Origin of the sequence: Sediminibacterium sp. (assembly GCF_051861365.1) — a bacterium.
Classification (GTDB): domain Bacteria; phylum Bacteroidota; class Bacteroidia; order Chitinophagales; family Chitinophagaceae; genus Sediminibacterium.
In genome coordinates this window covers 103,794-127,798 of the sequence record NZ_JBHYCW010000001.1, presented here as the reverse complement: position 1 = coordinate 127,798, position 24,005 = coordinate 103,794, and the positions used below count along the sequence as shown (strand labels likewise).

19 protein-coding genes are annotated in these 24,005 nt (G+C 39.0%); 9 read left to right on the top strand and 10 right to left on the bottom strand.

The genetic code is table 11. The features are described 5' to 3' along the window. Positions 1-2: 2 nt before the first annotated feature. From ACTIEV_RS00555 to ACTIEV_RS00545, 3 genes are all read left to right on the top strand, one after another. On the top strand, positions 3-1,481 hold the full coding sequence (locus ACTIEV_RS00555) for a RagB/SusD family nutrient uptake outer membrane protein (protein ID WP_322196570.1): 1,479 nt from the start codon (positions 3-5) through the stop codon (positions 1,479-1,481). A gap of 258 nt (positions 1,482-1,739) precedes the next feature. Further along, the gene (locus tag ACTIEV_RS00550; RefSeq protein ID WP_322196569.1) at positions 1,740-4,775 is read left to right on the top strand and encodes a SusC/RagA family TonB-linked outer membrane protein; all 3,036 of its coding nucleotides are present in this window, start codon (positions 1,740-1,742) and stop codon (positions 4,773-4,775) included. Positions 4,776-4,792: 17 nt separating this feature from the next. Further along, positions 4,793-6,208, top strand: coding sequence for a RagB/SusD family nutrient uptake outer membrane protein (locus tag ACTIEV_RS00545; protein ID WP_322196568.1), 1,416 nt, complete (start codon positions 4,793-4,795; stop codon positions 6,206-6,208). A 268-nt stretch (positions 6,209-6,476) separates the two neighbouring features. On the opposite strand, the gene ACTIEV_RS00540 is transcribed toward ACTIEV_RS00545, so the two are convergent. From ACTIEV_RS00540 to alaS, 5 genes are all read right to left on the bottom strand, one after another. Further along, positions 6,477-7,598: a TlpA disulfide reductase family protein gene (locus ACTIEV_RS00540; protein ID WP_322196567.1), complete on the bottom strand. Its 1,122-nt coding sequence runs from the start codon at positions 7,596-7,598 to the stop codon at positions 6,477-6,479. A 10-nt stretch (positions 7,599-7,608) separates the two neighbouring features. Continuing rightward, positions 7,609-9,054, bottom strand: a complete 1,446-nt coding sequence (gene gatB, locus ACTIEV_RS00535; RefSeq protein ID WP_322196566.1) for an Asp-tRNA(Asn)/Glu-tRNA(Gln) amidotransferase subunit GatB — start codon at positions 9,052-9,054, stop codon at positions 7,609-7,611. A 62-nt stretch (positions 9,055-9,116) separates the two neighbouring features. Then, a complete protein-coding gene (locus tag ACTIEV_RS00530; protein ID WP_322196565.1) occupies positions 9,117-10,097 on the bottom strand; it encodes a DUF1028 domain-containing protein in 981 nt (326 codons plus the stop codon). A 118-nt stretch (positions 10,098-10,215) separates the two neighbouring features. Beyond that, positions 10,216-11,160 carry a PDZ domain-containing protein gene (locus ACTIEV_RS00525; RefSeq protein WP_439515877.1) on the bottom strand — a complete coding sequence of 315 codons (945 nt, stop codon included), beginning with the start codon at positions 11,158-11,160 and terminating at the stop codon, positions 10,216-10,218. Between the two features lie 177 nt (positions 11,161-11,337). After that, entirely contained in the window at positions 11,338-13,977 is a 2,640-nt protein-coding gene (alaS, locus tag ACTIEV_RS00520) for an alanine--tRNA ligase (protein WP_439515876.1), read from the bottom strand. 191 nt (positions 13,978-14,168) lie between these two features. Between alaS and ACTIEV_RS00515 the strand changes: the two genes are divergently transcribed. Next, positions 14,169-15,140, top strand: coding sequence for a peptidoglycan DD-metalloendopeptidase family protein (locus ACTIEV_RS00515; RefSeq protein ID WP_322196562.1), 972 nt, complete (start codon positions 14,169-14,171; stop codon positions 15,138-15,140). 400 nt (positions 15,141-15,540) lie between these two features. Beyond that, positions 15,541-15,942: a hypothetical protein gene (locus ACTIEV_RS00510; RefSeq protein WP_439515875.1), complete on the top strand. Its 402-nt coding sequence runs from the start codon at positions 15,541-15,543 to the stop codon at positions 15,940-15,942. Here the strand turns inward: ACTIEV_RS00510 and ACTIEV_RS00505 are convergent. From ACTIEV_RS00505 to mnmD, 3 genes are read right to left on the bottom strand one after another with little or no spacing between them, the layout of a single operon-like run. Next, a complete protein-coding gene (locus tag ACTIEV_RS00505; protein WP_250687273.1) occupies positions 15,939-16,862 on the bottom strand; it encodes a prohibitin family protein in 924 nt (307 codons plus the stop codon). The two genes, ACTIEV_RS00510 and ACTIEV_RS00505, sit on opposite strands and share 4 nt — an antisense overlap. A gap of 47 nt (positions 16,863-16,909) precedes the next feature. Continuing rightward, on the bottom strand, positions 16,910-17,332 hold the full coding sequence (locus ACTIEV_RS00500) for a YybH family protein (RefSeq protein WP_439515874.1): 423 nt from the start codon (positions 17,330-17,332) through the stop codon (positions 16,910-16,912). 29 nt (positions 17,333-17,361) lie between these two features. After that, the gene (gene mnmD / locus ACTIEV_RS00495) at positions 17,362-18,030 is read right to left on the bottom strand and encodes a tRNA (5-methylaminomethyl-2-thiouridine)(34)-methyltransferase MnmD (RefSeq protein ID WP_439515873.1); all 669 of its coding nucleotides are present in this window, start codon (positions 18,028-18,030) and stop codon (positions 17,362-17,364) included. Positions 18,031-18,083: 53 nt separating this feature from the next. Between mnmD and ACTIEV_RS00490 the strand changes: the two genes are divergently transcribed. Beyond that, positions 18,084-18,683 carry a DNA-3-methyladenine glycosylase family protein gene (locus ACTIEV_RS00490; protein WP_322196559.1) on the top strand — a complete coding sequence of 200 codons (600 nt, stop codon included), beginning with the start codon at positions 18,084-18,086 and terminating at the stop codon, positions 18,681-18,683. A 66-nt stretch (positions 18,684-18,749) separates the two neighbouring features. Here ACTIEV_RS00490 and ACTIEV_RS00485 read toward each other — a convergent pair whose 3' ends face one another. Then, positions 18,750-21,332 carry a phosphoenolpyruvate carboxylase gene (locus ACTIEV_RS00485; protein ID WP_322196558.1) on the bottom strand — a complete coding sequence of 861 codons (2,583 nt, stop codon included), beginning with the start codon at positions 21,330-21,332 and terminating at the stop codon, positions 18,750-18,752. A 164-nt stretch (positions 21,333-21,496) separates the two neighbouring features. Between ACTIEV_RS00485 and ACTIEV_RS00480 the strand changes: the two genes are divergently transcribed. From ACTIEV_RS00480 to ACTIEV_RS00470, 3 genes are read left to right on the top strand one after another with little or no spacing between them, the layout of a single operon-like run. Beyond that, on the top strand, positions 21,497-22,042 hold the full coding sequence (locus ACTIEV_RS00480; protein ID WP_322196557.1) for an RNA polymerase sigma factor: 546 nt from the start codon (positions 21,497-21,499) through the stop codon (positions 22,040-22,042). Positions 22,043-22,072: 30 nt separating this feature from the next. After that, positions 22,073-22,804 (top strand): hypothetical protein, encoded by a 732-nt coding sequence (locus ACTIEV_RS00475; RefSeq protein ID WP_322196556.1) that lies wholly within the window; start codon positions 22,073-22,075, stop codon positions 22,802-22,804. A gap of 6 nt (positions 22,805-22,810) precedes the next feature. After that, a complete protein-coding gene (locus ACTIEV_RS00470) occupies positions 22,811-23,245 on the top strand; it encodes a hypothetical protein (protein ID WP_322196555.1) in 435 nt (144 codons plus the stop codon). A gap of 5 nt (positions 23,246-23,250) precedes the next feature. Here the strand turns inward: ACTIEV_RS00470 and ACTIEV_RS00465 are convergent, their stop codons facing one another. Then, positions 23,251-24,003, bottom strand: a complete 753-nt coding sequence (locus tag ACTIEV_RS00465; protein ID WP_322196554.1) for an MBL fold metallo-hydrolase — start codon at positions 24,001-24,003, stop codon at positions 23,251-23,253. Positions 24,004-24,005: the final 2 nt, after the last annotated feature.

The window sequence follows — 24,005 nt, the reverse complement described above, 5'->3', positions numbered from 1 at the left end:
TTATGAAAAAATATATCTTATCATCTCTGGCACTGGTAACACTTGCTTTCAGTTCTTGTAAAAAAGAATTTTTAGATACGTATCCCACTACATCAGTAGCAGCTGCTGATGCATTAGCCAGTACCAGTAATGCTATTGCTGCCCTCAATGGAATTCACCGAATCATGTATGTGCAATATGATGCACAAGGACAAGCCGGTGAAGGGTCCAATAATATTTTCAGAGATTTAATGGGAGAGGATATTGTGTATCCACTTGCCAATGGAAGTACAGGTTTAATTGGCTGGATGCGCTGGCAAACACATAGAAATGTCAATGCAGGTGACTTGCGTTATTTATATCGTTTCTATTACAGACTCATTTCAAATGCCAATGTACTGATCAATAATATTGATGGTGTACCCGGACCTGATGCCGATAAAAAAATAGTAAAAGGACAAGCACTGGCGTATCGAGGTTGGGCTCATTTTCAGTTGGTACAATTGTGGGGTAAAAGATATGTGGCTGGTGCGCCAAATACGCAGCCGGGTGTTCCCTTGCTATTAACAAATACACTGGAAGGACAACCCCGTGCTACTGTAGAAGAAGTATATACACAAATCAATAAAGACCTTGATGAAGCCTTGACCCTACTGACCGGTTATACACGTGCAGGTACGGCTGCTAAGTCAAATTTCAATGTGAATGTGGTGCATGGTATCAAAGCACGCGTGGCGTTAACACAGCAAAATTGGGAATTGGCTGCTACCAGTGCTATTGCTGCCAGAAATGGATTTACGCTGATGAGTAATGCACAGTATTTGAGCGGTTTCAATGATATTTCCAATCCGGAATGGATATGGGGTAGTCGTCAAATTGATGACCACAACACATTCTTCTTTTCCTATTTTGCGTATATCTCTGCGAATTTTAACTCGACTGTTTTGCGTACCCAGCCCAGAGCGATCAATGCTAATCTATGGGATGCAATACCTGCAACAGATATCCGTAAGCAGTGCTGGGATCGTACAGGAGCTACCGTTCCTGTACCACCGGGCGGTGCAAGAGTGCCTTACCAGAATAAAAAATTCTTGGCTAAGAGCAGCTCACTCAGTGTAGGAGATGTACCTTACATGCGTGCTGCTGAAATGTACCTGATAGAAGCAGAAGCAAGAGCCAGACAAGGACAAAATCTTGCCGCACAAACAGCATTATTCACGCTGGTACGTAACAGAAATGCTTCTTATACACAATCAACAGCTACCGGTCAGGCCTTAATTGATGAGATTCTTTTTAACAGACGTATCGAATTGTGGGGTGAAGGTTTCCGTTTTACAGATCTAAAGCGTTTAAACCTGCCGATGTCTCGCGCCGGAATACCCAATCACCTTGTTGCTCTAACGCAGGTTACAACAATACCTACAGGTGATATACAATGGGAGTTCTTGTTCCCACAAGATGAAATGAATGCCAACAAAGCGATTGTTCAAAATCCGCTCTAAATAAGTTCTAATTTCTTTAACAGTGAAAAAATGGTCAGCAAAAAAATGCTGGCCATTTTTATTTTTAAGATTGAAGTAAGATTAGAAAACTAATTTTATCATATTGATAATCAACGTTTTATTTTTAATTTCCTGAAAACGAAATCACTAAATCGGTGAAATGAGCAGCTTTTTCAAATAATCATATGTCTATTCATGCGCATTTATGTTTTCTTTAACTTAAATTGCGTCACGCATTTTTACTTTAAAAACTGAAATATGAGAAAATTAGCCATGTTTTTTCTTGTGCTAACGTTTGCCTATACGCAAGCGGACGCACAAAATCGGACGATTACTGGTAAAGTAGTTGACGCCGATGGGAAGCCAATTCCGGGAGCATCTATCACTGCTCGTGGAACAAAGACCGGTTCATTGACGGATGAATCTGGTAATTTTAGATTTAGCGTTGGTGCTGACGTTAAAGTTTTAGTCATCTCTTCTGTAGGTCAGCTCACTCAAGAATTGAGAATTAGTAGCCAAAATGAATATAGTATTCGTATGGCTCCGGCTGATAAAAGTTTGGATGAAGTAGTAGTTGTAGGTTATCAAGCAATTAAGCGTAAAGACCTGAATGGTGCAACATCTGTAATTAGTGCTAAAGAAATTGCTCAAAGACCAATGCAGAACTTTACTCAAATTTTACAAGGTAAAGCTCCTGGGTTACAAGTAGTAGGTGCAAGTGGTCAGCCTGGTGCTGCAGGTTTCCTGCGTATCAGAGGTACAGGTTCTATCAATGCGTCTAATGAACCCTTGATTATGATTGATGGAATCGCTGTAACTAGTACAGCTTTTTCATTATTGAACCCTAATGATATTGAAACCATCTCTGTTTTGAAAGATGCGTCTTCGGCCGCTATTTACGGTTCAAGAGCTTCTAATGGTGTAATCGTAGTTACTACCAAAAATGGTAAGCCTGGTGCACCTCAAGTAAGATATTCTTATCAAAGAGGTTTTGTTTCTCTGCAAGAGTTGAAAAATGTAAGCTTCATGTCTGCCGCTGAAAAACTGAAATGGGAGTATGAAGTAGGTCTTACAAACCCAATCATTGATTCAATGATTGTTAATAGAAGAGGTAGCGCTTTTCCGACGAATGCTACACTTGCTAATATCACAGACGCTCAACGTCAAGGTCTTTGGGATTTGATGGTCAGCAGGGCTCCTTCTAACTGGCTTGATTATTATTTACAGCCAGGTAAAACAAGTTCTCATGAAGTATCTATCAGCGGTGCAACTGAAAAAATGAAATACTATTTTTCAGTGAATACTTTTGATGAAGATGGTATTGTTTACAAAAGCTTTCGAAACAGAATCGGTGCCCGTTTAAACGCAGAGTACAAAGCGACAAGCTGGTTAACTACGGGTATTAATGTGTCTACTGCCTATGCAAAAGAATACCAAACACGTGAATTATTTAACTCTCAAGCTCCATGGACAGCGTACTTCTTAACCAATCCATATGAGCCGGTATTTTTACCAAATGGATCTTATAATCTTACTATGCAAGGTTTCTCTGCATTAGAAGGACAGGATAGGAATACTTTCTTCAACAATAACCTTTCTACTTTTGCTACAGGATTTCTTGAAGGAAAAGTGAATAAGAATATTACGCTTAAATCAGTAGCTGCTCTTAACTACAATACTAATATTTCTGAAAGCTATTTACAGCCAGGTTCTAACTTAGCAGCAATTTTGGGCTTTAACCAAAAAAGTGATGGTGGTAATAATGATTTTCAATATGTAATTACCAATACTGCCAATTGGATTCAGTCATTCGGTTCAAAGCATAATGTGAATGTGCTTTTGGGGCAAGAATTCACCAAGAGAAATTTCTATTCTTATACATTAGCGGCAAGAGGTTTTCCTACAGCTTCTGTGAACACATTGGATAATGCTGCTACTGCTCAAACAGCTACTACCAGCAGAAGCCAGTGGTCAATCATTTCTTATTTTTCATCAGTTGGGTATGACTTTGATAAAAAATATGGAGTTAAGTTGAGTGTAAGAAGAGATGGATCTTCTCGTTTTGGTGCTAACAATCGTTTTGCTAACTTTTGGGCTGCCAGTGCTTGGTGGAATGCCAAGAACGAAAAGTTCATGGATAATGTCAACTTCCTGTCAGACTTAAAAGTTCGAGCATCTTATGGTACTGCGGGTAACGTTCCTAACCAGTTTTATGGTTCTCTTGGAACTTATGCGCTTAACGTAGCGTACAACAACTTACCTGCTGCAGTACCTACTCAGATTGCAAACCCTGATTTAACCTGGGAAAAAAATACCAACTGGGATATCGGAATTGACTTCGGTTTATTTGAAAACAGAATTACCGGTACTTTAGATTACTACAATAGAAAAACCAACGACCTTCTTTATCCTCAACCTGTGAGTCAGGCAACTGGTTTCTCTTCTATTTTAAGTAATATCGGTAGTTTGACTAACAAGGGTATTGAGGTTTCTCTTACCGGCGAGATTATTCGTAAGAAAGATTTGAAATGGAGTGTAACGGTAGCATACAGCAATAATAAGAACAATGTAAATAGTCTGATTTCAGATAATGTTCCATCTTCAAACAATACTCGTCTAGTAATTGGTCAACCATTGAATACTTACTACATGGTGAGATGGGCTGGTGTGAATCCTGCAAACGGAAGAAACCAGTACTTCGCAGTTGATGGTTCAGTTACTGAAACATACTCTCTGAACAATGCTGTGTTGTTAAGAGATAAATCTCCATTGGCTAAATATTTTGGAAATATCAATTCTAACTTAACCTATAAGAACTTTGATTTTTCTCTTCAGTTCTACTATTCAGGAGGTAACTACATTTACAATGCTATGTACCAGAATAATCTGGCTGATGGTGGTAATGCTTCAGTTGGTTTCCGCCCTCAATATACAGATGCTGGTAAATATTGGAGAAGACCAGGTGATAACGCATCATTACCTAATATCACTGAAGCTGGTCAGAAGCAAAATCTGACTACTGACAGATTCCTTGAAAAAGGTGATTACATTTCGCTGAGAGATTTGATGATTGGATATACACTGCCTTCAGATTTGGCTAGATCATTGAAACTTGCAGGTTTGAGATTCTATGTACAAGGAACAAACCTTTTCATTGGTACTAAGTTCCGTGGTATTCCTGAAGTGGGTCTTGCTAACAGAGAATCTGGTACACCGGTTCAACCAGGGGTGCTTTCACTGTATGCTTATCCTAACACAAGAACTATCACAGTAGGTGTTGATGTTAAGTTTTAACCCAAAATTTCTATAAGATGAAAAAAATATTATTTGCATTATCTACAGTAGCGTTACTTGCTTCTTGTAGTAAAAAGGAGCTTGAGCTTAGTCCGTTTAACCAAATTGAGACCTCTCAGGCTTTTAATACGGAAACTGATGTTAACCTGGCAGTTTTGGGTATGTATACCGGGTTGCGCAATAATAACTATGTTAACGGTACTTGGAACATCCTTGCGGATGTTATGGCTGACAACTTGATTATTAGTAGCCTTGGTCGTCAAACACTAACTGTTTTTGGTGACTGGCGTTATAATGGTGACGCTACAGTTGGATTCTTTTCCAATGGATACGTTATCGCAAGACGCGCTAATGCCATTCTTGAAAACATCGAAAAATTTCCAGCTGGTGTTTTTAAAGACAACGTTAGAGGTGAAGCATTGGCAGTGAGAGCATTGGTTTATTTTGATATGGCAAGAACCTTCAGCAAAACATTTGAAAATGCTACTGCTGCTGATTCAACAATGGCTTATATTACATCTACTGATGCAAAACAATTACCTACTAAAGAGCCTGTTCGTGGGTTTTATCAAAAACTTGTAACAGATCTAACTACAGCTCTGCCATTGATTAACACCACCAATGGGGTAGGTAGATTGAATAAGGCTGCTGTTAACGGTTTATTGTCAAGATTGTATCTTTACATGGGAGATTTCACCAACTGTATCGCTGCTTCTAATGCAGCATTAGGCACAACTCCAGTTTTACCTTCTCGTACAGATTTTTCTCTTATCTGGACTGATCAAACAAATAACGGTGTGTTATTTAAAGTTGTAAATACTACTTTAGATAATATTAATGCACAGGGTGTAAATTATTATCAAACTGTGGGCGGATTGATTCGTTCAGAATATGTATGTGAGTACAACCTTCGTCAATTGTACCAGCCTTCTGATATTAGAACAACTGCATACATTCAAACCAGCTTGTATAACGGTGTTCTTCAGAATCATATTATCAAATATGCAGGACGTCCCGGTCAGGTAGCAGGTGTTGTTGATCATAAAGTATTGCGTACTGCTGAAGTGTTACTCAATAGAGCAGAAGCATATCAGCGTTCTGGTAATGATGTACAAGCTTTGGCAGACCTGAATTTGCTGCGTGCAAATCGTTATAGTTCAAGTACACCACTTGCATTAACAGGAACAGCATTAGGCGATGAAATTCTGAAAGAAAGAAGATTGGAATTGGCATTTGAAGGTGATAGATTCTGGGATTTAAAAAGAAGAAATCAACCTGTTCAACGTGATGCAAACTTTGGAGACCGCGCTGATGGAACAGGTGTGAAGTATATCTTCACAAGTTTACCAGCTGGTAACCACAGATTCCAGCTGCCTTTCCCAAGCTCAGAAATCAATTTTAATAAAGGATTCAAACAAAATCCTGGTTATTAATTTGATTCTTTGAAGAATAATAAAAAGAGGCTGTATCAAAAGTACGATACAGCCTCTTTTTATTCGGGTACCTGATGGAGAAAGTTTTCATTTAGGCGATTCTCAAAGCCTTCTTTTTACTTTTGAGACTTCCTCCTTTGTTTGTAGCTAATCTCTGTCTTTGTATGATTAGTTTATCAAAGCTGTTTGATGGGACGCAGATTTTTATGATGGACGATGAAATTATAATCAATCATAAAGTCCCATCTTTCTAATTATCTCTAACCTACTATTTAAGCATTTTCGCTAATGTTTTTTCTAAATCATCACCTCTCAAATCCGTTGCAACGATTTTTCCGGTTGGATCTAACAAAACGTTGAATGGGATACCTTCAATTTTATACATAGGCACTACCACGCTTTCCCAATATTTTAGATCACTGATATGCTTCCAGGTTAATTTATCTTTTGCAATGGCTTCTAACCAAGCTTCTTTATCCTGATCTAATGAAACACCCAAAATGGTAAAGTTCTTATCCTTGAACTTATTGTAAGCAGCTACGACATTTGGATTTTCTTTTCTGCAAGGCATACACCAACTCGCCCAAAAATCAACCAACACATATTTGCCCTTTAAACTACTTAATGAAAACATCTTTCCATCTGTGTCAGGTAAACTGATCTCCGGTGCTGGCTGATTCAATAAGCTGTTGGATGGAGGCGGTTGTGTACTTACTGTCATCAAACTTTTAAGCTTGGCTAATCCACTATGTTCTTTGAACTTGTCTGCTGATGCATCAGCCAAAACTTTCAGTTCCTCAGGTTGCATGGTGCGGGAACCCATTCCTATAGCATAGTACCTGGCAGCAGGGCTTTCTGAGGCATTGACAAAATCGGTCACCAGCTTGTTGATATCTTTTAATTGGCGATCACGCTTGTCTCTTTCTATTGTTAGCAAACTGTCGTTTCCTTCATTTTGCTGCATGCTGTCCACTTTCGTAAATGTTAAATACAACAAAGAGTCTTTCACACGAAAGTCTTCGAAAAGTTTATGCAAACTGTTACTGGCATCTGAGCCTTCAACGGTATAAGCCCTGTAATTGTTGACATCAACATTAACACGAATACTTTTACCATCATTTACGAGTAAAACATCCGGACCATTTTCAATCACCAATCTATATAATGCTTCTTCCTTGCCAACCGCTCTTAATTCAAAACTGCCATTATCTTTTAAAGTGGTGGAATCCAAGATAACGGGTTGTTCGCCACCATAAGGTAATTCCTGTAAAAATATTTTTTTGGAGGGTGCATTGATGATCTTACCACTTACGGTAAAAGCACCATATTTTTTTTCCTGACAACTGCTCAATAATGCAATAACAGCTGCGATGTATACCAATGGTTTCATGTATGTATATTTATTGATTGAGTTTTTGTTCTAATAATACTGTTACTAATTTGGGATCTGCTTGCCCCTTACTTCTTTTCTTCACTTCACCTACAAATAAACCGATTAAACCTTTTTTACCTTTTTTATACTCCGTTACTTTGTCCGGCATGGCAGTTATGGCCTCCTCTACCCATTGTTCTAACAAGTTTCCATCATTCACCATGATCAAATTCATATCAGTAGCCAGTTGTAAGGGATCAACATCTTTCTCTAATAACAAGGGTAGTAGTTTTGAAGACGCTACAGAGAAGCTAACCTTACTGCTTTGTACCAGTTCTATCAAAGCTGAAAGACTAGCAGGCTTCAATGTAAGTGCTGTAAAATCTTTTTGCTGTTCATTAAGGTATTGTCTGATAGGTCCAAGTATCCAGTTAGCAATGGCTTTGTAATGGTTGGTATGCTTTGCCACCACTTCAAAGTATTGAGCGGTAGGTATGGAATCACAAAGTTGCCCTGCATCATATGCATTCAATCCGTAAGTAGCTATTAACCTGGCTTCCAGTTCGGCGGGTAATTCTGGCAAACTTTCTTTGATACCAGCAATAAAAGTTTCAGTCAAATGAAAAGGAGCGAGGTCGGGATCGGGGAAGTAGCGATAGTCATTGGCTTCTTCTTTATCACGGATCGCAAAAGTGGTATCATTCGATGCATCAAAACTTCTGGTTTGTTGTTTTACAGCTTCACCCTTCTCCAATAACTGAACGATTCTTTCGATCTCAAACTCAATCGCTTTTTTGACATTGCGTATGGAGTTCAGGTTTTTAACTTCTACTTTAGTGCCCAGCGTTGTGGTTCCTCTTAATCGAACAGAAATATTGGCATCACAACGCAAACTACCTTCTTCCATATTGCCATCACAAATACCCAACCATTGTACAAGTTTCCGAATTTCGGTAACATAGTGCCAGGCTTCTTCCGCACTATGCATATCCGGCTCAGTAACAATTTCAATCAGTGGGGTACCGGCTCTGTTCAGATCGATACAGGTATTGTTTTCATCCAAGTCATGGATGCTTTTACCCGCATCCTCTTCTAAATGAATTCTATTCAGTTGTACATCTTTGCTACCCGTAGAAGTATGAATGGTTACATACCCGCCTTTGCAAATCGGAGTCGTATGTTGCGATATTTGATATCCCTTGGGAAGATCAGGGTAGAAGTAATTCTTTCTGGCAAAATAATTATACTGCTCAATTTCACAATGACAGGCCAATCCCATTTTGATAGCATATTCAACTGCTTTTTGATTGGTTTTAGGAAGTGTACCCGGATGACCTAAAGTAATTGGACTCACCTGAGTATTGGGTTCGGCTCCAAATGCAGTACTATCTCCACAAAATAATTTGCTTAGTGTAGCCAATTGAGCATGAACTTCCAGTCCAATAACCGCCTCATATTTTTCCTGCAATGACATGAACTACAAAAATACTGCTGATTATTCAGCTAATGGATGTTTATCATGGTTTTATGAGATAATTATAAGGAAAGTATTCGCTTTAGGTCTGTTTCAGACACCGTCAATAAATTCACTGCTGGTAATCGTCTGGTGAGTTCTTTCCAGTTTTTATCTTGATCATAAATCTTCTTTAACATCGGCAGGGCCTTGTCTACCTCTTTGTTATTCGCCAGCGTAATGGCCGTCCAGAATTGCATTTCCAGATTATCGGGGAATAATTCCATGGCTGCTTTGTACTCAGCCATGGCTTTTGCCATATCGTTTTTCTCCACAGCGAGGTCTCCATCATTCATGTGTTGATATGCAAGATGTACGGTATAAATGCGGCGTAATTCTTTTAATGGTTCCGGGGCATCATCTACACGGATATCCACTGTTTTATTATTCCAGGCTTCGGTGATCTTGCCTGGAACAACAATAATCGCAGCAGCCTGCATACCTCGAATATCGCCTCCTGCTTTTTGCGCAGCTTCCAATGCCAGTAATACCCTTTCTGCCAATGGTTTGCTTTTACTTTTTTCAAATGCCTCAGACATATATTCATCTACTTGATCGCCCAGCATCATATTACTTTGTACGCTGTAATTATTCCCTTTGATATGACTGGCTACTTGTATACAATTCTTACCGGTATGTGTGGCCACATTTCCTTTACTATCAATAATCGATACTTGTCTGACATCTCTGCCCGGATCATCGGCCACTAGTTTGTCAAGAACCTGTTGTGCTGATAATCCCGTTTTTAACAAGGCCAATGCTTTCGGCCCATAAGATTTGTCAACAAAAGACTGGGTAGCTACTGCTCCAACACCGGCTTCGGCCCAAGGAACTGAAGTACCTACACTGAACCAGTGGCTTTGCACGCCCACAGCCATTTCCCCGGTTTGCTCATCTCTGGCAACAATAGAATAGGTATGCACCAGCGGCTCTTTGGTTCGATATATCTGAGCGAAATTTTGAAGACTTAAACAGATAAAAGCAATCAGTATAAGAAATCTCATAATCATGTTTTTATTAAATATACAAATAAAAAAAACCGCGACAACCCTTACAAACGCAAGGTGACGCGGTCTTACAATGCACATGAGATATTTATAACATTAGCTTAGACCTAATGGTTCAGAGATCTGCTGTTTTTAACTTTTTAGGAATTTTAATTTCCAATGTTTGTGTTTTTCCGGAGCGAATGATAGTTGCTTTGATCAGATCACCTTCTTTCAATTCCTTCAGGGCCGCTTTGATTTCATCTACTGAGTTTACTGCTTTATCGTTGATACTAGTAATGTTATCATTTTCTTGAATTCCTGCTTTTTGAGCCGGCATTTCATTTTCAACCTGTATAACTTTTACCCCTTTGCTGTCTTCAGTATCCTGAATTTCAACCCCCAATCTGGGCTTACGTGAGTAATTCCAGTTAAAATTTTCCAGGCCTCTTAATTCAGGCATGTTGAAGTTAAAGCCGCGTCCAAAACGATCATCAAAATTAAAATCGAAGTCCATCTCCATGGTCTTACCAAGCACTGCGGTGGTTGTTTTTAATTGACCATCACGTAAGTAAGAAACAGTCACTTTATCTTCAGGCTTGAATTTGCGGATGGTTTCAAACAGATCTTCACTATCTGTAATAGTGGCGTCGTTCACTTTGGTAATGATATCGTCTTTCTGTAGTCCTGCCTTAGCAGCAGCACTCTCTTTGGTAACAGAAGTGATTTTAGCCCCTTTTTCATTTTTCTCGCTCATCACACCCAAAAAAGCACGAGGCGTTCCTTCCGGGTTCTTGATTCTTATTTCATCCAGATCAAAGAATCCATCAGCATTACGTGGACTTCTTATGCGTACAGAAGGGGCTATTCTCAATCTCATATCGCCTAGTTTCTCTTTTTCTTCCGGAGACATATCTTTTACATCCTTTCCATTCACAATAACCCTGTCACCATCAACAACAATGGTTGTTTTTTGTCTTTTTTCTTTTACCTCTTCTTCACGTTGCTTTTTATCTGTGGTTTGTGCCGATGCAGTCATTCCTGCAGTGAGTAATAATGCGGCGATCCATTTGCAATACATAATCATAAAATTTTAGTGTACGAAATGTTTGGTAGTCAAATGTACAGTAAAATTTTATTTACGAAGGTTTTCGGAAATGTTAAATAAGGTTAATGGATTGGCTTATGATTTATGGTCCATAGTCTATTGGGAAGACCGATGTCCTGCCATGGACTATGGACTATCGACCATGGACTTCTAAAGCAGCGACCTGACCTTCTCCACCACCTGTACCAGATTACTGGCGTCTTGTCCGCCGGCAGTGGCCAGGGTTTTTTGTCCGCCGCCGCCGCCTTTGATCAGACCTGCAATATGTTCTTTGATAATTTTTGGTGCTTCGAGTCCTTTTTCGTTGACCAGATCTTCGGATACCATCACTGCTACATTGGCTTTCCCGTCTGCATTGACAGCCAGTGCTACCAAATAAGTAGTAAGATCATTTTTCAAATCGAAGCATAATTTCTTAAGGGCGTCAGCACTACTCAGTTCTGTTACAGCACCAATAAAAGTAACACCATTGATGGTTTCAGATTTACTTAATAATTCTTGCTTGAGAATTTGAATTTGCTTGGCTTCTAAACTTTCAACTTTCTTTTTTAATTCGTTATTTTCCGCAAATAAGTTCTCTACTGATTTGATAATCTCTTTTGGATTTTTCAATGCTTCACGTACTGCTGTCAGTTGATTGAGTTGTTCATCAATATAGGCTTCTGCAGTAGTCCCACTCACTGCTTCAATACGTCTTACACCCGCAGCTACGGCTGATTCTGATTTGATTTTGAAAATGCCCAATTCTCCAGTTGCACCAACATGTGTACCACCACACAATTCAATAGAGTATGCGGGGTCAATAATGACTACTCTTACCACATCGCCATACTTCTCACCAAATAATGCCATGGCGCCTAATTGTACAGCATCATCTTTAGCCATTTCTTTAATGACCACCGGAATATTTTCTCTGATTTTTTGGTTAACGATTTTTTCAATTTGATTAATTTCCTCGTCTGTTACTTTAGCAAAGTGTGAGAAGTCAAAACGCAATTGTGTATCATTGACCAAACTTCCTTTCTGTGCTACATGGACTCCTAACACTTGTCTGAGTGCCGCATGTAACAAGTGCGTAGCACTATGATGAATGGCAGTAGATTGTCTTCTGCTTGCATCCACTTTCGCAACTACAGGGCCATTCATACTAGAAGGCAATTGCTCGCAGAAATGAATAATTAAATTGTTCTCTTTCTTAGTATCTATCACTGGAATAGATTCACCATTAAAATCAAGTGTGCCTTGATCTCCTGTTTGTCCACCACTTTCAGCATAAAAAGGTGTGTTTTCCAATACCAGTTGATAGGCTTCTTTTCCCTTGGCTTTTACTTTTCTGTATCGAGTAACGAGGGTATTGGTTTCTAGTGTGGTATATCCGACAAAGCTATTGTTGGTAGTTTCTTTTAAAGTGATCCAATCTTCTGTATCAACAGCAGTAGCAGCGCGACTTCTGTCTTTCTGTTGTTGCATTTCTGCTTCAAATCCTTTTTCATCAACAGTCAGATTATTTTCTGTAGCGATCAATCTTGTTAGATCCAACGGGAAGCCATACGTATCAAACAACTCAAAAGCAGCTTTGCCCTGAATTGTTTTATTACTAGCTGAATGAATAATATCATCAATTCGCTTCAATCCTTTATCTAATGTGCGGAGGAATGCGTCTTCTTCTTCCTTCACTACCTTACTAACAAAGTCCAGTTGCTGCTGTAATTCCGGAAATACCGTTGCAAACTGTTGAGCAATTACAGGAACCAGTTGGTGTAATAACGGTTGCTTATAATCAAGATAAGAATAATAATAACGAACGGCTCTTCTTAAAATTCTTCTGATCACATATCCGGCTCCGGTATTCGAAGGAAGCTGTCCGTCAGCAATTGTAAAAGAAATGGCACGGATATGATCAGCCAGTACACGAAAAGCTATCGCCTGTTTGCTATCGCTGTAATCATATTTTTTTCCTGTGATGCTTTCAACTGCTGCAATGGTTCCGGTAAAAACATCTGTATCATAGTTACTCTGCTTTCCTTGGATCACACGTACCAATCTTTCAAAACCCATTCCGGTATCAACATGCTTGGCAGGTAATGATTCCAGACTTCCATCTTTTAAGCGGTTGAATTGAATGAATACATTATTCCAGATTTCAATCACCTGCGGATGATCGTTGTTTACCAGCGTTTTCCCATCCACTGCTTTCCTTTCTGCTGACGTTCTACAATCCACATGGATTTCAGTACAAGGTCCACAGGGACCTGTATCACCCATTTCCCAGAAATTATCTTTCTTATTTCCGAGTAGAATTCGGTCTTGGGGAATTACTTTTTTCCATTCTTGAAAAGCTTCTTCATCACGTGGGATTCCCTCTTTATCATCACCTTCAAAAATGGTGACGTATAAGCGGTCTTTATCTAATTTGTAGACTTCAGTCAATAATTCCCAACTCCAGGCAATGGCTTCTGCTTTAAAGTACCCGCCTGCCGGACGGGCAGGGTCGCCAAAACTCCAATTGCCCAGCATTTCAAACATCGTATGATGATAAGTGTCCACGCCTACTTCTTCCAGATCATTGTGTTTACCACTTACACGCAAACATTTTTGTGTATCTGCAATTCTTGGAGAAGCGGCTTGTTTATTGCCCAGAAAATAGTCTTTGAACTGGTTCATCCCTGCATTGGTAAATAGGAGGGTAGGGTCATTCTTTACCACAATTGGCGCAGAAGGCACGATATGGTGCTGCTTAGAGGCAAAAAAATCCAGAAACTTCTTTCTGATCTCGGCGCTGGTCATCATCTGGGTATATATTTTAAAAACTGTATTTTAGTTGCTCAGAAGCTATCTTTGAGCGCTTTTAAAGGGCATCAAAGGTAAGGAATTGACCTTTCTTGGAAAGCAGTAAGATTTCAAGGCTTTACCTTCAACCAGAGCAAAAAATACCCAAAACATGCGTTTTTTGTGCCGTTCATGGCGGCGCCCCCCAACATATGAAGAAGATCAAATATTATTACAATACCCATACACTCCGGTATGAGAAGCTGGAAACCCCGCTCAGGGTTCGGTTATTGCAATTATTTGGTTTTATTGCTGCTTCTATTGTAACCGGTATGATCATTTTTGCCATCGCCTTCCGTTATATTGATTCTCCGAAAGAAAAACTCCTGCGCCAGCAGAATGAAGATCTAAGGCAGAATTATGGTGTATTGGAGGAAAGGCTGAAACAATTAACCCTTCAAATGGATGAATTGGCCAATCGGGATAATGAAGTGTATCGCTCCATTTTTGAATCCAAGCCTATTCCGGATAGTGCCCGTATTCGTGAAATGGAGAAGCGAAAAGAGATACAATTGTTACAGACCATGGGGTCTACTGAGCTGATCAAAAACATGACGGCACAACTGAATAATCTATCGCTTCGAATGGCTTATCAGCAACGGTCATTTGACGAGATCACACAGATGGTAAAGAATAAGGAGAAATTCTTGGCATCGATTCCGGCCATTCAACCTATCAGCAATAAAAACCTTACCCGTATTGCGTCAGGCTATGGGTATCGTATTGACCCTATTTATAAAGACAGAAGAGCGCATTTGGGTATGGATTTTACAGCCCCTCACGGTACACCTATTTATGCAACAGCAGATGGCGTGGTAACCGATGCAGGCTTTAATACCGGTGGATTTGGTAACCGGGTGGTGATCAATCATGGAAATAGTTATGAAACTTTATATGGACACATGTTCCGTATCAAAGCAAGGGTTGGACAAAGAGTAAAACGTGGGGAAGTAATTGGGTATGTTGGGAATACTGGAAAGAGCTCCGGTCCGCATTGTCATTATGAAGTACATCGTTATGGAAATCCGGTGAATCCTATTTATTATTTTTACAATGACCTTACACCGGCGCAATTCGATCGGTTGTTGAAGATTGCTGCAGCCAGTAATCAAAGCATGGATTAATGGGATGCTTTCGCGAAATAATTTAGATTACGTAGAACAATCGGGTACCGCAGTTGTAGTTAGTTTACAAAAGATGCATTTTGGAACCTGCCGTAAGAAAATATCTACTGAGAATCGTGAATACCCTTTCACTGGGTCTTTTATGGCTGGCTCTCAATTCTACTTTTGGAATCATGTATGATTATGCGTTTATACATGAGAAAATCAAGTTAGGAAATGTTCTTTTTTACTGCTTTTTTGTAGCTAGTCTCACTGCCTATTTGTGGTATATTATTCGTCTTTGGAGTAAGCCATTGAATTTCGAAGAGTAATTTTTATTAGATTCATTCGTTGCATAAAAAATAGCGATGTAGTGAATTACATCGCTATTTTCTTATTTTCATCATTGAAACCGAACGGAATGCCCTTAAAACGAATATCCAAACAGATCATGATCATTGGTACACTGGTGATCTGGACGATCAAATTTCTGGTACGTCCCTTCGTACATATTGATCCGGCTTTCAAACCATTAATCGGGTTGGCTCCTAATTTGATCGGCTCTTTTTTATTGCCTTTCGGGGCTTGTTGGTTCTTTCAACGCTTTTTCAGACTAGAGAATGATCGAGATTTGAACATTACCTGCTGCTTTGGTTTATTACTGGTAGTCATCAATGAATACCTGCAACTAATTCCTGTTTTCGGAAGAACCTTTGATTATCTAGACATTTTATCATCCGTCATTGGTGTTTTCTTCGGGCATGTTTTATTTCGCAGACTGATGGTATATTATGCTATAATCCCTCAAAAAACTGCCGCTTAATTTTTCTGATCTTTTGTATCCAGAATCACGGGTGTATTTCCTTTACCCATTACAATTACTTTTGAATTAGGGGAGGTTACCAATCCTTTCAGCACCTGAATTTGTTCGTATTGTAATTGTTTGTCGGTTAATCCACTACTCATGATACGCTGATAATCAGCAATACCCTGGGCTTCTACACGCTTTCTTTCTGCTTCTTGTTTTTCCTTTTGCAATACGAACTCCATTTTCTGCGCTTCCTGTTCTGCTTTTATTTTTTCTTCAATAGAAGTTTTTACATTGGCAGGTAAAGTGATATTTCTTACTAACAATTGTTCCAGTATCAATCCTCTTTTCTTGAAATCTGTTTCAATGCTTTTGAAAATACGGTTTTGAAAATCATCCCTTCTGTTAGAGTATAATTCAATAGCTGTAAAGTAAACTGCATTGTCTCGAATTTTAGTACGTGTGAGAGGACGCACAATTTTATCTTTATAATCAAGTCCGGTTTCTCTTACAATACGGGGAGCTTCGGTACCAATTACGCGATATAAGACTGTAAGATCTATGACTACTTCCAATCCATCGGCCGTTAATACTTTAATGGCATCATCTCCTGAAGTGCTGTTAGTACTTTCATCATGAACGCCACTCATGGTATAGTTCTGTGTTTTGATATCCACTGTTTTTACATCTACCAATGGATTTACCATATTCAAGCCACTGGTGAGTACATCATCGGATACTTTACCAAACAAACTTTTCACACCAATCTGACCTGCATCTATTTGTTTGATACAAGAAGTAAGAAAACCAACGATGATGATGATCAAGGCTAATATTCGAATACCCCCTGCGAGTTTACGCAACTCTTCTCTTTCCTGATTTTTGAGGACGATACCTACAATGAGAATAATCACCCCTAAAATAATTGCTACCATTTTGTTGATTTTTAGTATTAGTAGAAAATCTGCATAAAATATTACACTCAACTACTGTGATCCGCTACAATCACCCACTCTCCTTTGATCTTTTTAAATAACAGTGTGTAATGCCCACTCAAGTCTCCGATGGTTCTTTTTAGCATCCATTTCCCTAGTACAAAGTAGTGACCATTTCCCAAAGGTTTTACCTGAAGAATTTGAAATTGTAACTGCCCCATGGCTGTGGCATCCGGATAATTCTTTTTGTAATTGTTCAACGTGGTTTGATAACCATATGTAACACCATTTTTGCCGATGAACATGAGACTATCACTTTCCCAATAACCTTTCATGAATGCAGGAATATCGCCACGATTCCAATCTTTGGTTTGGCGATCAAGCATATTTCGGATGGTTTGCTCGTCTTTGTTCTGTGCAAATGAAAATGTGAGCTGAAAAAATAGAAAACAAAAAAGAAGCTTTCTCATGCGGATAATTTTCAGAAAGCTACTGAAAATTAATGGTCCTTGAAAGCCCTTGCCATTTCTCTTTTTCCGGGCGGACCTTGTGGTTTAGTGACTCTGAAACCAGCGGCTTCCATGGATCTTCTTACCACTCCTTTACTGCAATAAGTCACCAGTATGCCTTCCGGTTTTAGCAAGTGGAATAATTTTTCAAAAATTTCAACTGTCCATAATTCGGGTTGTGCAGTAGGGGCAAATGCATCGTAATAAATGATATCGAATTGTTGCTGTGTTACAAAAGTATTCAACTCACAATGATATTTGTACAATTCAAATTTTGGATGAATAGGAGTGGCTGTATTCCAGGGTGCTGTATGGATTTGTGAAAAAACGGATATCTGTTGCAACAGCGTTCCATAGTTGAGCATGCCTACCTCCTCAGCCGTTAAAGGGAAAGCTTCGACACTATGATAGTTGACATGCACATTCATCTGATCAGAGAAAATAGCAGTGAGTAGTGCATTCAGTCCTGTACCAAAACCCATCTCCAAGATTTGATATTGCTTAAGCTCTTTAGCCTGATACAGGTAATTGATTCCTGCGTCTATAAAAACATGTCGACTTTCTTGGATGGCCCCATGTTTACTATGATAAGTAATATTGAGTTCATCGATTTGAATGGTATGAGAACCATCTGCAGTGAATTGAAGATGCCTTTTCATAATTCTTTGCAAGGTAAGTTTTCAGGTTGAAATCGATTCTCTAACTTGCTGATATGGAATACATCAAACATCTCAAAAAAGACCACAAACTGGCTACTATTTTAACTGGGGATGCTCATACACTAAAACTCCATAAAAATATCCCATTACGATTGATGGCTAGTATTATGAGTCAACAGTTGAGTACTAAAGTAGCTAAAGTGATCTTTCATCGTTTTTTGGCACTCTACAATGGTAAAGAACCTAAACCACAGCAGGTATTAGATACGCCTTTTGAAACCCTACGTGCCATTGGTTTGAGTAATGCTAAAGTGAGTTATGTACAGAATGTAGCGCGATTTTGTATAGAACACAAGATCACAGATAAGAAACTATTACAGATGGATAATGAATCTGTCATTGAGCTACTCACCGATATTAAAGGAGTAGGCAAATGGACTGTTGAAATGCTTTTGATGTTTACGCTGGGTAGGGAAGATGTATTTGCGGTAGATGATCTCGGTATTCAACAAGCCATGTGTAAACTGTATAAGATCAATGCAGCTGATAAAAAGAAAATGAAAACAAGAATGCTCAAGATATCGGCTAATTGGAGCCCATATAGAACCTATGCTTGCTTACATCTCTGGAACTGGAAAGACGGAGGAGAATGATCAATAATAAATGTCGAATGTCCAACTTCGAAGTTCGAAATTGGACATTCATTATTCATGATTTCTCTAGGCCGAGTTTCTGCCGGCATTGATGATGCCGAACATGCTTCGGGTAATCAGTTTTTCATAAACTTCTTTCTCAGGTCCATCACCCTTATGGTTTCGAATTTGGTGTAGTGCGTATTGTTGTATGGTGAGAAGCGGCAAAACAATTTTATCACGCATTTGGATGGATGCTCGTCCGGGTTGATCATCATCCATGAGCTGAGTAGCTTCTGCTAATTCCAGTACCATATTACAGGTGAGATCAAATTCGTCTTTTACCAATTGCCATACTACACCAAACTCAGGATCTTCTTTGATGTATTCTGTTAATGGGAAAAATGATTTGAGCATACTCATCATGCTGTTATCGATCAGGGTCCGGAAGAATAAAACATTTCTGAACATGGCTTTTACATCATCCCATAAACCTTTTTCCTTCATACTCTTTAATGCAGTACCGACACCAAAAAAACCCGGTACATTTTGTTTCAGCTGACTCCAACTGCCTACAAAAGGAATCGCGCGTAAATCTTCAAAACGTAAAGCTCCGCCACTGCCTCTTTTAGCAGGCCTACTGGCAATATTACTTTTACTGTAATAGTTCAATGGACTGAATTGTTGCAGGTATGATAGGAATAAAGGATGTGTTTTAAATTGTTGATAGGTGGCATGACTAATGTTACCCAATTCTTCCATTAAGTAACGGTCATGTTGCGATAATTGGATTCTCGAGTCGGCAAACAATTCATTACTGATACCGGCACTTATCAATTGCTCAAGATTGTATTGCGAGGACTGAATGGTGCCAAAATTTGATGTGATCGTTTGTCCCTGTATGGTCAGTTGTATTTCTTCATTTTCAATATTGGAACCCATGGAAGCATAAAACTTATGTGTTTTTCCGCCGCCTCTTGATGGAGGTCCACCACGACCATCAAAAAATTTTGCTTTGATATTGTACTTTCTGGAAATTGCGGTCAGGTTTTCTTTAGCCGTATAAATACTCCAGTTGGCTTGAAGGTATCCACCATCTTTTGTACCATCACTAAAACCCAGCATGATGGTCTGTTGCATTTTTCTGTTCTTCAAATGATGCGCGTACAAAGGGAATTGATACAATATATTCATGGTTTGTTCAGCTTGGCCCAAATCATCAATGGTTTCAAAAAGCGGAACAATATCTACGGTCAGTGATTCTTCTTTCCAGCCACATAGTTTGAAAAGCGCATATACTTCCATTACATTCAAACTACTCTGACAATTACTGATTACATAGCGATTACAACCTGCTTCACCATTTTGGTGTTGAATGGTTTGAATGGCATAGATACTTTCGAGGGTGTCGCGCGTAATAGATTCAAATAGGGTTGGATCGAGCTGATCTTCCAGTGAACTGAGTACGGTAATTTTTTCATCAGTAGGAAGATGGTTGTAATCATCGGGCAATAGTCCCTTGCCACGAATGTTGATCAGTGTTTCATGAATATTTTGAATGACCTGGGTATGAATACGACTATCTTGTCTAATATCAATCGTAGCAAAATGAGTCCCGAATATTTTCACTTTATGGATTAGACTATTCAGTCTTTGTAAAAACAAAGCATGATGTTTTTCTTTCACCAACTGCTGGATGATGAAGAGTTTTTCAAGTAATGTATTAGCTTGAATAGGCTCCGATTCTGTTGGACGAAAAACATTTTCATACAATATGGCTTCCAGTTCTTGCAGTAATATATCTACATTGTAGAAAGTGAGCCTTCTCTTGAGTTTGCGGATATCCCGGTAATAACACAGGGTGATAGAACTGCGTAAGGCTTCTGCTACTTTGAGTGTGGTTGCTGCATTTACAAATGGATTACCATCTCTATCACCACCCGGCCAGAAACCTAATTCAATAAAAGGGTTATCGCCGTCATAAGTGTGATCAAAAATATCTCGTTCAATAACATTGTAAATATTGCCGATAGAATGGTATAAGATATTTTCCAGGTACCACATCAGGTTCAACGCTTCATCATAGGGAGTGGGTTGCTTTTTATTAAAGAAAGGGGTGATGCCTAATTGTTGAATATATTCATTGATGGTATGGAAGTCATTTTTAGCAATGGCTTCGCTCATATCATGAATAATACCCAAGACATTACCCGGATAAAACTGTGTGGGATGGGCTGTCAATACCACTCTAACCCTAAATTTTTTCAATTTATTTTTTAAAGCTTGTGTTTTGCCCGCAAATACTACTTCATTGTACAGGGCTTTTAAACTGCCCGGACCTTCGATATTGTTAACGGTATTGAATGCGGCGTCTTCTATGGCATCAAACAATACCACTTGTCGCTCGATGTATTGAACAAACTTGAACAAGCGATCTACTTTTTCTTTTTCATCACGAACCGGTGTATGCTGTAAAAAAAAGTCGTTGATGATTTCAACCGGATTTTTCCCTGATTTATAATCATCCTCACAGGTTTGAGAAAGAATGGGCAATAAAGCTCCTACATTGGCAATACCTGAAAAAGGCAGGGCAGCAAAAAGGCTGTTGTAAATGGTATATTTATCCGTTACGTTACGCCTGAATTGTTGGATATATTGACGCGATGACATACCCTAATATACATTTTTATCCTAAAAACTAACAGATTTCGCTCAATAAACCAATGATTTATAACATTTTACAAAACAAATGTTAGTTATTGATGGATTAAACTTTTGGATAAAACGCGAGTCCAACGTGTAGGAGCGTTTATATTAGCGTAAAATAGCCCTGCATGCAATCAGACGATTTGGTATTACTGCAACAGTTTCGGGAGCCGGCTACAAAAGAGCAGGGATTTACAGGTATCATTAAAAAGTACCAGGAGAAACTATACTGGCATATTCGGAGAATGGTAGTTGATCATGAAGATGCCAATGATGTATTGCAGAACCTATTCATTAAGGTTTGGAAGGGGTTGGAAAACTTCCGGGAAGACAGTCGCTTGTACACTTGGTTGTATCGGATTGCTACCAATGAATGTTTAAGTTTTATTGAGCAGCAAAAGCGAAAAGCATCCATTAGCATGGACGAGGTAGGGGAAGTATTGAGTAATAAAATAAAGGCTGACAGTAATTTTGATGCCAATAAACTGGAGTGGAAATTACAATTAGCCATCCAACAATTACCGGAAAAGCAAAGAGTAGTCTTTAATCTTCGGTATTATGATGAAATGCCCTATGAAGAAATGAGTCGGATACTGGATACAAGTGAAGGGGCTTTAAAAGCAAGCTATCACCATGCTGCAAAAAAAATTGAGGCATTTATGCTGGAATATTAAACCTACGAACACCACAGTTATCTAATGAATATGCAGAACAGGGAAGAAATAACAATAGAATTGACAAGCATAGTAAGTGCTGCTAATGCTTGGCCGGTTGCAGTACCTTATATGGTACCTGTTGGTTATTTTGATGCTTTATCTGAAATAATCCTGGAGCGAATCAGTATTGGATTGTCCGACAAAACCAATGTATTTGTAGTGCCGGAAAATTATTTTGAACAGCTTCCTGATACTATTTTGCTAGCAGTAAGACATACTGAAGTGAGTGACGAATTACAGGAAGTAGCACCATTCTTACAGTCGATACCTAAAACCAATCCTTATCAAACCAATACCGTTCCTGAATTAGATATTCAAGCAATAATTGCAGAGAAAGCAACAATTGATACAGGAAAGGTTATTTCGATGCCTGCTTTCAGAAAAAGCCCATGGATGCGTTTTGTAGTGGCGGCGGTAATGATAGGCTTGTTGGTAACAGCAGCTTTTATTTATAACGGTAATCAAACCATTGAATCAGTTAATACTGATCAATATGCACAAATGGATGTTTCCAATGAAATATCTAAACTGAGTGAAGATGAATTAACGAATTATCTAAGTAGTGCTGAGAAATTAGTGATTGCTACGGCTGATCGAGAATCTTTACAAATAGATGAATTACCGGATGTAAACGATCATTTGGGTGATATGTCGGATGATGAACTGAAACAGTACTTACAAGAATCTACAGGATCAACAGAAACAGTAGATATTAAATAACTGATCATGAAAACAAGAATACGCTTTACAATTTCCTTTTTAATGTTACTTATTGCCTATAGTCATGTTCAGGCACAGCCTCCCGGCGAAAGAATGCGAGGGCCACGTGAGAATATTGAGATACTAAAAGTGGCTTATTTCACCAAACATCTTGCTTTGACGACCGAAGAAGCTGAAAAGTTCTGGCCATTGTATAATAGTCACAGTGCAGAAGTACGGAAGGCAAAACAAGATAACAAGGAAGATATTATTGCTTTTGAAGAAGCTGTATTGAATATTCGTAAGCGTTATCGTGTTGAGCTCAAAAAAGTATTGGTATCAGATGAAAGAGTAAACAAAGCATTGGTTGCTGAACGTGAATTCATGAACGTAGTTCGTAAAGAGTTGCAGGATCGTATGGAGTTACGTCGTAAAATGCGAGAAAAGAAAGACGGAGAATAGGATTACTATTTTAATGGTCCCCAAACCGGTGATTGAATATCATGATAGAAGAGGAAAGTCCACCCTTTGCTCTGACCTTCTTCCCACCACTGTTTTCTAAGTTCCATACATTTTTTTCCGTCGTAATCATATTTGGCTACGAACCTGCTTTTCATTTGCTGTAGTTGCGGAGCGTCATCACCACCAAAAAAAATCGTTTGTCCGTTTTCCTCGATCCAAAATACCTGATGGTATTTACTATGTGCCCCGGTTAACTGGTAACGGATATATCCATCTATGAATCCTTCATCTTCTGTTAACCATTCAACACGGCTAAACTCTTCTAATAATCTGAAATCTTCCGGTATATACGATGCTGAGCCGATGCCTAAAGCAAATTCCATTTCTCTTTGTTGCACATAATACGTGGCATAAGGGAAAGCGATGAATCTATCTTGACCACTATTGCCATCAATGGTTACGCCACCTGCATGGTCTTTGTGTAAATGACTCATCAATACTTTTGTAACCTGTGAAGGATTGATGCCTGCACGTTGCAGGTTATTGTATAGTTGTGGGGTGCCATCTGCTTCATTGTAACCAAGACCACTATCCAGCAGTATCACATCTTTTTCAGTAATCACCACAAATGGCTGGATCTCCACCAATAAACTACCAATGGGTCTATTATTCAGTTCTTCTTTTTCTGTATCAAATGGAACAAAAATCTTTGTTTTATCAATGGTAAAACTGCCCTCCGAAAGTGGAATAATTTTCATAC